Consider the following 13,152-nt stretch of genomic DNA (forward strand, 5'->3'; position numbering starts at 1 on the left):
TTTATACGCGTTCAATAATGGTGGCAATACCCATCCCACCGCCAACACAGAGCGTCGCTAAACCGCGCTTTTTATCTTGTCGTTCAAGCTCATCAAGTAGTGTGCCCAAAATCATGGCACCTGTTGCTCCTAGCGGATGGCCTAAAGCAATCGCACCGCCATTTACGTTGACTTTTTCAGCGGGGACGTTGAGCTCATTAATAAAACGCATAACAACAGCTGCAAAGGCTTCATTAACTTCAAAGAGGTCAATATCATCAATAGTAAGGCCAGCTTTTTCTAAAGCTTTGCGTGCAGCAGGTGCAGGGCCAGTCAGCATAATGGTTGGGTCAGTACCGACTAGTGCAGTCGCTAAAACTTTAGCGCGTGGTTTTAAATTTTGTTCTTTCACTGCTTTTTCTGAAGCTAATAAAACTACAGCTGCTCCATCGACAATACCTGATGAGTTACCTGCGTGATGAACATGATTGATTTTTTGTGCTTCTGGATATTTTTGTAAAGCAACTGCATCAAAGCCCATTTGCCCCATCATTTCAAAACTTGGGTTGAGCTTTGCAAGACCTTCTAGTGTGGTATTACCTTTGATGAATTCATCTTTCTCTAAAATCACCACACCTGAATGATCTTTGACTGGCACAACTGATTGGTCAAAATAACCATTTGCTTGAGCTGCTGCTGCTTTTTGTTGTGACTTCACTGCAAAGTTATCGACATCTTCACGGCTATAGCCATCTAAAGTTGCAATGAGGTCGGCCCCGATGCCTTGCGGAACAAATGATGATTTAAGGTTTGTTTCTGGGTCTAAAGCCCACGGCCCACCATCAGAACCCATTGGAATGCGTGACATTGATTCAACGCCACCAGCAACCACTAAATCCTCCCAACCTGAACGAACTTTCATTGCTGCCATATTGACTGCTTCTAAACCTGAAGCACAAAAACGGTTGATTTGTACACCAGCAACATCATCATTCCAACCTGCTGCAATTGCTGCGGTTTTGGCAATGTCACCACCTTGATCGCCAATTGGTGTTACGCAACCTAGAACAATGTCGTCCACTTTAGATGTATCAAGCTGATGGCGTTGCTGTAATTCGTTTAATAGGGTGGTGAGTAATGTGATTGGTTTTACTTCGTAAAGAGAGCCGTCTTTTTTTCCTTTTCCGCGTGGTGTGCGAATGGCATCAATAATATAAGCCTCGCTCATAACAGTTCCTTTTTTTATTGCTTAAAATTTATTTGTGTTTTGAGTGTACTGGTTTTAAGAGCGAGTGCAATGACGATAAGCGCACCAGTCAGGTGATGATTTTTGCCAATAGAGATACAAAAAAGCCCAAGTTGAACTTGAGCTAAATGTGAAACTAAAGAGATTTAAGTATTAGTGGTAACCGTGTAGCTGACGATATAAACCAGGAGTTACACCAGTCCATTTTTTAAATGCACGATGGAAGGTACTGGTTTCACTAAAGCCAACCTGTTGAGCAACATCTTCAAGTGTTAACTCAGGGTTGAGTAACAAGTGAATAGCAGCATCTCGACGTAAAGCGTCTTTTACGCCTTGGTAGCTTTTACCTTCAGCAGCTAAGCGGCGACGTAAGGTTTGTGGAGATAAATACAGCATTGATGCAACATCATTAAGCGTTGGCATTTCTTCGCCAATTTGACTCTTAAGTACGTCACGAATACGAGAAGTCAATGAGTTGGTGTTTTTGAATTTTACTAAAAGCTGAGCAGGCGCTGCTTTTAGGAACTCTTCAAGCGTTTTTTCATCTTGGCGGATTGGTAAGTCAAGATAATCAGCTGCAAAAGTTATTTCGGTGCGAGGTGCATCAAACTGCATGACTGGTGCAAAGAATAATGCATCATATTCATCTGCATGTGCAGGACGTGGATAGCTAAAATGAACACGCTCTAAAGGTAAACGACGTTCAATAAGCCACGACGCCAAACCGTGCCAAATCATGAGCATACTTTCAGTAATGAAATGATCTGGATCTAATGTTTTTGGAATGAGAGGAACCAAACGCGCTTCGTGTTTGTCACGTTCTAGCGTTACCGACCATTCATCACCAAATAACTTGTAAAATTGAGATGAAAGTTCGAGAGCTTGTCCCAAGGTTTTTGCATGAATAATCAACTGACACATAATGGCAAAAGTGCCCAAACGACGCGGTTGTACATCAAAACCGACATGTTCGTCTTGGGTGACCATCCATAGCATTTTTATAAAACGGGTATATTGTTCTGGTGAGATTCGAGCTTTAGGTTGACGTAATAGTTCCGCTTCGATACCCACATGTGAAAGTAACGTCTCGACATCCATGCCAAGGCGTTTTACGCCTGTCAAAGCCGCATTCACGAAGTGGATGCTAATCGTATCGCGACTCATATTGAATCCTTCAGTCTCTTTGATGTTCACTTTAAATTGACCTAAATGACCGTCTAAAAAAATAAATTGGCGATTTACAACAGAGTAAAAGCACTTTTTACATGTTAAATTGCCGAAATGATCAAGGTAAATGGCTGAACATGACATTGTTTTAGAATATTTGCTTAACTAATATAAAAGAAAATTCGAATAATAGTGGTTAAAAATACGATGACGACAGCATTAAACGGACTTAAAGTTCTCGATTTCTCGACGCTCTTACCTGGACCTTTTGCCACAATGTACTTAGCCGATATGGGCGCAGAAGTTATCCATATCGAATCTCCATCACGTCCAGATCTCATCCGGATTATGCCGCCCTATGCCAATGGACAGGCGACTGCACATAGTTATCTAAATCGAAATAAACAGTCGATTGTTCTTGATTTAAAAGATGCTGCCAGTATTGATCTGATAAAAGCCAAGATTTCTGAGTTTGATATTGTGATTGAGCAGTTTCGGCCAGATGTTATGCGTCGTTTAGGGCTAGACTATGCAACACTTGCAGAAATTAACCCGCGTTTAATTTATTGCTCAATTACAGGTTATGGACAAACTGGAAACTATAAAGATCGAGCTGGGCACGACATTAATTATTTAGCTTTAGCGGGTATTGCAGGTTATAGCGGCCGACAAGATAGTGGTCCGCCACCGCTTGGCATTCAGGTTGCCGATATTGCAGGCGGATCATTACATGCAGTTATTGCTATTTTGGCTGCGGTCGTCGAACGCAGTCGTAGCGGTATGGGACAATATATTGATATTTCCATGACCGACTGTGTGGCGAGTCTAAATAGCATGGCAGCATCAGCCGCTCTTGCAGGTCAAGTTGAGCAGGCGCCAGAGCAGGGCATGCTCAACGGTGGCATTTTCTATGACTATTATATAACTCAAGATGGGCGTTATCTTTCTATTGGTAGTCTTGAGCCACAATTTATGGCTGGGTTGTCTGCTGCATTAGATTTACCCGTGCTGTTACAAAAAGGCGCGTCATTAGATATCCAAGATCGACAAGAAGTGAAGCAAGCTATTCAAGAAAAAATTAAAGCCAAAACATTTAAAGAATGGCATGAAATTTTTGCAAATTTGGATGTTTGTGTAGAGCCAGTATTGAGTTTGATTGAGGCTTTAAACTCGCCATTATCACAACAACGTGGATGGATTGTGGATGTTCCTTTGCAAAATAATACAACAGATACAGAACCACAGATCGCATGCCCAATAAAGTTTTCACGTTCACAAATGCGATATTCCTTTGTAGGTCAAAAGCTTGGCGAGGGACAGTGGTAATGTCTTAGGGCTATTTCTTATACAGTGTGTATTAAGATTATTATCTGATTAATCAATTGATTAACATTTTGAATAATTTCTTTACATAAAATTAGCGTAACCTTTATAAACAAAGACATAAAAGGTACGTAAACATGAAAACGCATAAATCTTTGATGGTTTCCTGTTTATCCGTTTTATCAATTACTCTTTTTGTTCAGCATGCACAAGCTGCTGCTGCATTTGACCCAAATGGTTCTTGGATGTTGGGTGATTGGAACGGGCAACGCACAGCGTTACAAGCACAAGGTTATGATTTTTCTTTTGGATATACCGGTGAATATGCTGGTATTTTAGATTCAAAGAATACTTCTTCGCATGGCAGTGCTTATACAGGGCAACTCGCTTTAGGTTCGCATTTGGACCTAGGTAAAATTTTAGGGTGGCAAGATACAGAAGCTCAAATCACGTTAACTTATCGTGATGGGCAATCGCTTTCTGAACATTCTCCAGCTTTAGCTGGACACATTAGTTCTGCACAAGAAGTGTGGGGTCGTGAGCAAACTTGGCGTTTAACTGATTTATGGATTAAGAAAAAATTCCTTGATCAAAAGTTAGATGTGAAAGTTGGTCGTTTTGGTGAAGGCGAAGACTTTAATAGTTTTGACTGTGACTTCCAGAACTTGGCACTTTGTGGTTCACAAGTGGGTAACTGGGTTGGCGACCAATGGTATAACTGGCCAGTGAGCCAATGGGCAATGCGTGTTAAATATAACGTGCAACCTGATCTATATACGCAAGTCGGTGTATATGAATATAACCCAGAGAACCTGGAACGAGGCAAAGGCTTTAACCTGAGCACAGACGGTTCTCACGGAGCAATTATTCCAGCAGAGGTCGTTTGGTCACCTAAATTAGGTGTGCAAAGCATGCCTGGTGAATACCGTTTAGGTTATTACTACAGCACTGCTGATGCAGAGGAAATTACCAATCCAACCAAAACATCGCATAAACAAGGTGTTTGGGTAACTGCAAAACAAAAACTATTCCAACCAGCTGACCAAACTGATCGTGGTTTAACAGGTTTTGTGAATCTGACTTTCCATGACTCAGATACCAATAAAGTCGACAACATGCAAAATGTAGGCTTGGTCTACAAAGGTTTGCTCAATCAACGTCCTCAAGATGAATTAGCACTTGGTGTTGCTCGTATTCATATCAATGATGACTGGAGCGATATTCAAGCCAAAGAATATGACACTGAATACAATACCGAGCTTTATTACGGTATTCATGCCACTAACTGGCTAACTATTCGTCCAAATGTGCAATATGTTCGTCATGTTGGTGCATTAAAAAATGGTGATAACACTTGGGTAGGCGGTATTAAATTCTCAACCGTATTCTAAGTAACTATTCCGAAAAACGGATTGTCGATGGCTAAATCATTAATTGAAGTATCCAGACCTTCCGTTTTTTCTTCGTGCCTGAATTTTGTTTTAGATGTATTGATGATGTCATTTCTCTCTAAGATTTTTGACACATCTTTCCGATAAAAATGATGATTAATAAGAGGTGGTTTATGAATCAACCTTCTTCAAGATCAGGTTTAACGACTTTTACCGTAATTATTATTGGGTTATTGGCGTTATTCCTTCTAATTGGAGGTATTTGGCTCGCTACACTAGGCGGTTCAATTTACTACATTGTAGCTGGAGTCTTACTTCTCATTGTTACATGGCAACTCTACAAGCGTGCTTCAACTGCTTTGTGGGTTTATGCCGCATTAATGCTAGGTACCATTATCTGGAGTGTCTGGGAAGTTGGAACAGACTTTTGGGCGCTTGCACCACGTTTAGATATTTTAGGTATTCTTGGTTTATGGTTATTGGTTCCGGCTGTGACTCGTGGAATCAACAACCTTGGATCAAGTAAAGTTGCCTTATCTTCAACTTTAGCGATTGCAATCGTATTGATGGTTTATTCTATCTTTAACGATCCGCAAGAAATTAATGGTGAGATTAAAACACCACAACCAGAAACTGCTCAAGCCGTTCCAGGTGTAGCTGAGAGTGACTGGCCAGCTTATGGTCGTACTCAAGCAGGCGAACGTTATTCTCCACTTAAACAGATTAATGACCAAAATGTCAAAGATTTGAAAGTGGCTTGGACACTACGTACTGGCGATTTCAAGACAGATAATGATTCGGGTGAAACAACCAATCAGGTTACGCCAATTAAAATTGGCAATAACATGTTTATCTGTACAGCTCACCAACAGTTAATTGCGATTGATCCAGCGACTGGTAAAGAAAAATGGCGTTTTGATCCGAAGCTTAAAACGGATAAATCGTTCCAGCATTTAACTTGTCGTGGTGTAATGTACTACGATGCAAACAATACAACTGAGTTTGCAACGAGTCTTCAAAGCAAGAAATCTAGCTCTACACAATGTCCACGTAAGGTATTTGTACCAGTCAACGATGGACGTTTAGTTGCTGTGAATGCTGACACTGGTAAAGCATGTACTGACTTTGGTGAAAATGGTGAAGTGAATTTACAAAAATTCATGCCATATGCTTATCCAGGTGGTTATAACCCAACATCTCCTGGTGTTGTGACAGGTTCGACTGTTGTAATTGCTGGTTCTGTAACAGACAACTATTCAAGTAAAGAGCCATCAGGTGTAATTCGTGGCTACGATGTTAACACTGGTAAGCTTCTTTGGGCATTCGACACGGGTGCAGCAGATCCAAATGCAATGCCAGGCGAAGGTACGACCTTTGTTCATAACTCGCCAAATGCTTGGGCACCTTTAGCATATGATGCCAAACTTGATATCGTTTATGTTCCAACAGGTGTAGGTACTCCAGATATCTGGGGTGGTGACCGTACTGAGTTGAAAGAACGTTATGCGAACTCAATGTTAGCGATTAATGCTTCAACTGGTAAATTGATATGGAATTTCCAGACAACCCATCACGATTTATGGGATATGGACGTACCATCTCAACCATCTTTGGCAGATATTAAAGACAAAACAGGTAAAACTGTTCCAGCAATCTATGTATTGACTAAAACAGGTAATGCCTTTGTTCTTGACCGTCGTAATGGTCAGCCAATTGTTCCTGTAACTGAAAAACCAGTTCCACAAACAGTGAAACGCGGACCACAAACCAAAGGCGAGCATTATTCAAAAACTCAGCCATTCTCTGACTTGAACTTGGCACCACAAGACAAATTGACTGATAAAGACATGTGGGGTGCCACAATGCTTGATCAGCTCATGTGTCGTGTATCTTTCAAACGTCTAAATTACGATGGTATTTATACACCACCATCTGAAAACGGTACTTTAGTTTTCCCTGGTAACTTAGGTGTGTTTGAATGGGGTGGCATGTCGGTTAACCCTGACCGTCAAGTTGCTGTAATGAACCCGATTGGTCTGCCATTCGTAAGCCGTTTAATTCCTGCTGATCCAAACCGTGCAGAAACTGCAAAAGGTGCGGGAACTGAGCAGGGTGTACAACCAATGTATGGTGTACCTTATGGTGTCGAAATCAGCGCATTCTTATCTCCGCTTGGTTTACCTTGTAAACAACCAGCTTGGGGTTATGTTGCTGGCGTAGATTTGAAAACGCATCAGGTTGTATGGAAAAAACGTATTGGTACTATCCGTGATAGCTTGCCAAAACTGTTCCAATTACCAGCTGTGAAAATTGGTGTTCCTGGTTTAGGTGGTTCAATTTCTACCGCAGGTAATGTCATGTTCATTGGTGCAACTCAAGATAACTACATCCGTGCTTTTAACGTTACGAATGGTAAGAAACTTTGGGAAGCGCGTTTACCAGCAGGTGGACAAGCAACACCAATGACTTATGAAATCAACGGTAAGCAATATGTTGTGATCATGGCCGGTGGTCATGGTTCATTTGGTACAAAAATGGGCGACTATTTAGTGGCTTATGCATTGCCAGATAACAAATAAACCTTTGCTATAAAAAAAGCCCAGATCGATCTGGGCTTTTTTATGTCGATTTATATAAGCTTATCAATAAAATCGTTATTAAATATGCAAAAAAAGCATTTTATTGATGAATAAAAGCTCGCTATGCTATCCGCCTTAATAATGAATCTACTAGCCATACGCCATGTATTTATATACCGATTTCGACCAGCAGCTGGTTAATGAACGAGTTGCTCAGTTCCGTGATCAGACTGAACGCTATTTAGCTGGCAAACTTTCTGAAGATGAATATCGTCCATTACGTTTGCAAAATGGTTTATATGTGCAACGTTATGCGCCTATGCTGCGTATTGCCGTGCCGTATGGCTTAATGAATTCTAAACAATTACGTAAAGTTGCTGAAGTTTCAACAAAGTATGACCGTGGTTATGCACACGTATCTACACGTCAAAACATCCAGTTAAACTGGCCTGCACTTGAAGATGTGCCAGATATTTTGGCAGAACTCGCAACTGTACAAATGCATGCCATTCAAACCAGTGGTAACTGTATTCGTAACACCACAACTGACCAATATGCAGGTGTGGTTGCTGGTGAAATTGCAGACCCACGTCCAACATGTGAGTTGATTCGTCAGTGGAGTACATTCCACCCTGAATTTGCATTCTTGCCACGTAAATTCAAAATCGCAGTTTCTGCACTTGAAGAAAAAGATCGTGCGGCAACTGCATTCCACGATATTGGTGTTTACATCGTGCGTAATGAAGCGGGCGAGATCGGCTATAAAATTATGGCTGGTGGTGGTTTAGGCCGTACTCCAATCATTGGTAGCGTTATTCGTGAGTTTTTACCACGTGAAGATTTAATTGCTTACTTAGAAGCGGTTCTACGTGTTTATAACTTGCATGGCCGTCGTGATAACAAATATAAAGCGCGTATCAAGATTTTAGTTAAAGCATTAACTCCTGAAGTGTTTGCACAGAAAGTTGAAGCTGAATTTGAACATACACGTGAAGCATTGAAAATTCAGCCAGAAATCTTGAAAAAACTGGATGAAGAGTTCACTCCATTTGATTATCAAGATTTAGCAGATGAAGACTTTACGGCTTTATTTGCTGAGCATCCAAAATTCAAGCAATGGTTCAATATCAACACGCATGCGCATAAAGTGAAAGGCTATCGTATTGTTACGATTTCTCTAAAACGTGCAGGTATCGCACCGGGCGATATGACCACTGAAGAAATGAACTTTATTGCAGATCTTGCAGATAAATATACATTCGGTGAACTTCGTACCACTCACGAACAAAACATTGCTTTGGCAGATGTACCTCAAAAAGATTTGTTCGATGTATGGCAAGCGCTTGAACAACAAAATATGGCACGTGCACATATTGGCTTTATTACCGATATTATTAGTTGCCCAGGTGGTGATTTCTGTTCACTTGCAAATGCGAAATCAATTCCTATTGCTGAAGCGATTACACGTCGTTTTGATGACTTAGACAAAGTTTATGATCTTGGCCATTTAGATCTAAATATTTCTGGTTGTATGAATGCTTGTGGTCACCACCATGTAGGTAACATCGGTATTTTAGGTGTAGATAAAAAAGGCGCTGAGTTCTACCAAATTACATTAGGTGGTAATTCAGACCATGATGCATCGATCGGTGACATCTTAGGGCCATCATTTGCAGCAGATGCTGTGCCAGACGTTATTGAAGAAGTATTAAATACTTATCTTGATTTGCGTACAGAAGGTGAGCGTTTTGTTGACACATATCGCCGTGTAGGAATTCAACCATTTAAGGAGCGTGCATATGCTTAATACAGCTCTACCTGTGCTTTATAAAGACGGCACGATTACAGACAATACTTATCAAATCATTGCTGAAGATGGTGTAGTTCCTCAGGGTGACGTTGTGGTAACAACAGCTCAACTAGACCAATTAGCTAACGTTCAAGGCAAAAAAGCTTTGTATGTAACTGTAAATGATTCACCTGAAGACCATACATTTCCATTAAATGAACTTGATGCAATCTTCATTGAGTTTGCAGGTTTTGGTGATGGTCGTGGTTATTCGTTTGCTGCGCTATTACGTCGCCAAGGTTTCCAAGGTGAATTACGTGCAACAGGTGATGTATTTAAAGATGTCCTAAACTACTTAAAGCGTTCTGGTTTTGATAGCTTTGTCGTAAAAGAAGGCAAAGACGTACAAGAAGCTGCGGCAGGTTTGCAAGATTTTACCAACCCGTATCAAGCTTCAACAGCTGTACCGCAAGCAAGTTATCAAACTGGTGCTTAAATCGTTTTAAATATAAAGGCTGAACTCAGGTTCAGCTTTTTTATAAATACCTTTTAATAAATGAAGAATAAGAATGTTAGGCTTAATTTCAAAAATAAATCCCGGTGCTTGGTGGTTAATATTTGCTATTGCGACAGATGTGCTCTCAACATTTTATTCTGCTAAAGGCAATGGATTAGTTAATAAAACTGCTCAGGCGATTGCGCTGATTTTATATATTGTGTCTTTTGCATGTGCTGCTATTGCTTTGAAATATATGCAGGCGGGAATTTTATATGTATTGTGGTCCGGGGTGGGGGTATTGGCGACGGCCTTTCTAGCAAAGGTTTTTCTTGGGCAGAATATTGATGTGGCTGGATGGATAGGGATAAGTTTTATTACAGTTGGTTTAATGATTATTGCGAAATATTCTAATATTAATGTTTAAAACCCTTATAAAAATAATAAGTATCTCTATAAGGGCCAGATATTAAAAATATTATGTATCAAGCTGGCAGTTAACCATCCACTTTATGCCAAATTGATCAGTAAATGCACCGTACAATGCGCCCCAGAACGTTTTTTCTAACGGCATTTCGATTTGACCATTTACAGATAAAGCATCAAACAGCTGTTTCGCTTTTTCTTGCTCGTCTTTTTCAAGGTTGATTGCGATGTAATGATTATTACCTTTAGTAAATACACTATTTGGCGTGCAGAACTGATCGATAGTATCTGATGCCATGAGTACTGTGTATTCATTAATCGGTAAAGAAACATGCAGCACTAAATTTTTTTCGGCTTCCGATAAGGTTACACCCTCGTTAGGTGGCATATCGCTATAACGGCTCAGCATAGCAAATTCACCACCAAAGACCGATTTATAAAAATTAAAGGCTTGCTCTGCCTGACCTTGGAAATTGAGATAGTGATTGAGTTGCATTTTTATTGTCCATTGTTGTTTTCGTTTAAAGGAATAAGTTAAAACTTAAAAGTGATTTTGTGGGTCTTTTTTTGTAAATTTTCCATAAAAAATCCCACCGAAGTGGGATTCCTAAATAGGGAAATTGAATTAAATAAGTTCAATGGCAACAGCTGTTGCTTCACCGCCACCAATACAAAGTGCAGCAATACCTTTTTTACCACCAGTACGTTTGAGTGCATGAATAAGGGTAAGAATAATACGTGAACCTGTAGAACCTACTGGATGGCCAAGTGCACATGCACCACCGTGAATATTGACTTTCTCTGCATCAAGTTTGAAATCATCAATTGAGCACATGGTAACCATAGCAAATGCTTCATTAATTTCCCAAAGGTCAACGTCCTGAGCATTCCATCCAGCTTTTTTAAGTACTTTTTCAATAGCGCCAACAGGAGCGATGGTAAATTCTGAAGGGTGCTGAGAGTTTGAAGCTGTCGCGACAATTTTAGCAAGTGATTGTAAGCCACGTTGCGTTGCCACTTCACTTGATGTTAACACTAGTGCAGAAGCACCATCTGAAATAGAACTCGCATTTGCTGCGGTGATTGTTCCATCTTTTGCAAAGGCTGGTTTAAGCGAAGGAATCTTATCAATTTTTGCGTTTAAAGGTTGTTCATCTTGGTCGACAATGACATCACCTTTACGTGTAAACACAGTAACCGGAACGATTTCATCTTTGAAATAGCCTTCAGTAATTGCAGTTTGAGCACGTTTCAAAGAGCGAATCGCAAAGTCATCCATTTGCTCACGTGTATAGCCACGAGTATTTGCCATATCTTGAGCAAAAGAACCCATTAAACGACCGGTTTCAGCATCTTCAAGTCCATCAAAAAACATATGGTCTTTAATTTCGCCATGACCCATACGGTATCCGGCACGTGCTTTTGGTAAAACATAAGGTGCGTTTGTCATTGACTCCATACCACCAGCAACGACAACTTCAGCACTACCTGCTTTAATCATATCAGCGGCTTGCATAACAGCTTTCATGCCAGAACCACAAAGCTTGTTAATCGTTACAGCACCGGTAGAATCTGGTAAGCCAGCTTTACGCATCGCTTGACGTGCTGGACCTTGCTTTAGACCAGCAGGCAGTACACAACCCATAATGACTTCTTCGACATCAGTAGGCTGCAAACCTGCTCGTGCGATTGCTTCTTTAATTGTTACTGCACCTAATTCTGGAGCAGTGAGACCAGATAGTGATCCTTGAAAACCACCCATAGCAGTACGAGCACCATTAACAATTACGATGTCAGTCATTGTTGTAATCTCCGATTGTTCTTTATCTCAAATTAAGAAAACATTAAAACTTAAGCAGTATATTGCAAAATGGGGGATAGCTTGGATTCTGTATTAGACTGTAGAGTTCTAACAATTTTGAAGTTCTTCTAAGCGTACATGTCCCATTTTGCTAAGAACTAATTTAAAATTTTTAAGCTGATCATAAGAACAATAAATAAAACTACCATTAGACTCGATTGGTAGTCCCGAGCTACCTTGAAAAACAATACTATTTTGTTTTTTACCAAAACGTTGTAATTTCATAGAGCCATAAGTATGGTTAAGATCTATAGAAGTTAATAATTCTTCATTTAAATCATGTTGTAGGTTGCGATTGTTATCTACAAAGCTGATTAAGCGATTATTCCAGTTTGTATTACAAACCAGTTGATCGGAACTTGGGCAAATAACAATGTTCTTATGCTTAGTAATTGCGTCAGACTTGGCTTTTTGTATGTGAATTGTGAGTACACGCGGCGTATTTTTTAATTCTGCAGATGCCATAAATTGATGGTATAAAGGAATGGCTATAACTGACATAATCACAAGAATTACGAGGGTTATAGAGAGCTCAACTATAGTAAAACCAGGAGATTTAAACATTAATAAACCTTAATATATGTATAAATAGAGTAATTTTATGTTTTCTGACAATGATTTATATTATTTTTTATAATAAGGAAACACAAAATTAAATAAGGGTTATCAGTTGGCTAGAATACTGGTAAAATCACGGCAAGCGAAACAAAGAAGTCGTTCATATTTGCTAGTTGAGTAAAAAATTACCGAATTACAACGGAAATTGTAAGTAATTTTGTCAATAATTTACTTGATTAAAATTATCAAGCACTTGGAAAGTTTATCAAGTGTTTGTATGATTCAAATGTGAATAGCTTAAAAATAATACTGGGGTAAAAATATCTCAGGGGCCAAT

At 39.8% G+C, this 13,152-nt stretch carries 11 protein-coding genes; 6 read left to right on the forward strand and 5 right to left on the reverse strand.

Translation table 11 applies throughout. From position 1 onward, the window contains the following. Window position 1: 1 nt before the first annotated feature. Together RMA95_RS05860 and RMA95_RS05865 are read right to left on the reverse strand one after the other, a co-directional pair. Complete coding sequence (locus RMA95_RS05860; RefSeq protein ID WP_063099574.1) at window positions 2–1,207, reverse strand: acetyl-CoA C-acetyltransferase; 1,206 nt, start codon at window positions 1,205–1,207, stop codon at window positions 2–4. 171 nt (window positions 1,208–1,378) lie between these two features. Beyond that, window positions 1,379–2,389 carry an AraC family transcriptional regulator gene (locus RMA95_RS05865; RefSeq protein WP_002051267.1) on the reverse strand — a complete coding sequence of 337 codons (1,011 nt, stop codon included), beginning with the start codon at window positions 2,387–2,389 and terminating at the stop codon, window positions 1,379–1,381. A 210-nt stretch (window positions 2,390–2,599) separates the two neighbouring features. Here RMA95_RS05865 and RMA95_RS05870 point away from each other — a divergent pair, with 210 nt between their 5' ends. The 6 genes from RMA95_RS05870 (at window position 2,600) to RMA95_RS05895 (ending at window position 10,397) form a co-directional block, all read left to right on the forward strand. Next, window positions 2,600–3,718 carry a CaiB/BaiF CoA-transferase family protein gene (locus RMA95_RS05870; protein WP_311069869.1) on the forward strand — a complete coding sequence of 373 codons (1,119 nt, stop codon included), beginning with the start codon at window positions 2,600–2,602 and terminating at the stop codon, window positions 3,716–3,718. Window positions 3,719–3,873: 155 nt separating this feature from the next. Next, entirely contained in the window at window positions 3,874–5,106 is a 1,233-nt protein-coding gene (locus RMA95_RS05875; protein WP_077168775.1) for a carbohydrate porin, read from the forward strand. Window positions 5,107–5,279: 173 nt separating this feature from the next. Then, window positions 5,280–7,685: a glucose/quinate/shikimate family membrane-bound PQQ-dependent dehydrogenase gene (locus tag RMA95_RS05880; protein WP_311069870.1), complete on the forward strand. Its 2,406-nt coding sequence runs from the start codon at window positions 5,280–5,282 to the stop codon at window positions 7,683–7,685. Between the two features lie 163 nt (window positions 7,686–7,848). After that, complete coding sequence (locus RMA95_RS05885) at window positions 7,849–9,492, forward strand: nitrite/sulfite reductase (protein ID WP_100191803.1); 1,644 nt, start codon at window positions 7,849–7,851, stop codon at window positions 9,490–9,492. After that, a complete protein-coding gene (locus RMA95_RS05890; protein WP_311069871.1) occupies window positions 9,485–9,970 on the forward strand; it encodes a DUF934 domain-containing protein in 486 nt (161 codons plus the stop codon). Before RMA95_RS05885 ends, RMA95_RS05890 begins: the two co-directional genes overlap by 8 nt. Window positions 9,971–10,043: 73 nt before the next feature. Further along, complete coding sequence (locus RMA95_RS05895) at window positions 10,044–10,397, forward strand: multidrug efflux SMR transporter (RefSeq protein ID WP_263614539.1); 354 nt, start codon at window positions 10,044–10,046, stop codon at window positions 10,395–10,397. A gap of 51 nt (window positions 10,398–10,448) precedes the next feature. Here RMA95_RS05895 and RMA95_RS05900 read toward each other — a convergent pair whose 3' ends face one another. The 3 genes from RMA95_RS05900 to RMA95_RS05910 form a co-directional block, all read right to left on the reverse strand. Then, window positions 10,449–10,892 carry a VOC family protein gene (locus tag RMA95_RS05900; protein WP_240288015.1) on the reverse strand — a complete coding sequence of 148 codons (444 nt, stop codon included), beginning with the start codon at window positions 10,890–10,892 and terminating at the stop codon, window positions 10,449–10,451. A 129-nt stretch (window positions 10,893–11,021) separates the two neighbouring features. Beyond that, window positions 11,022–12,197 (reverse strand): thiolase family protein, encoded by a 1,176-nt coding sequence (locus RMA95_RS05905; protein WP_311069872.1) that lies wholly within the window; start codon window positions 12,195–12,197, stop codon window positions 11,022–11,024. Window positions 12,198–12,305: 108 nt separating this feature from the next. After that, window positions 12,306–12,821: a GspH/FimT family pseudopilin gene (locus tag RMA95_RS05910; RefSeq protein WP_311069873.1), complete on the reverse strand. Its 516-nt coding sequence runs from the start codon at window positions 12,819–12,821 to the stop codon at window positions 12,306–12,308. Between the last annotated feature and the right edge of the window lie 331 nt (window positions 12,822–13,152).

This window comes from Acinetobacter sp. V110_1, assembly GCF_031798975.1.
In the GTDB taxonomy this organism is placed as follows: domain Bacteria; phylum Pseudomonadota; class Gammaproteobacteria; order Pseudomonadales; family Moraxellaceae; genus Acinetobacter; species Acinetobacter nosocomialis_A.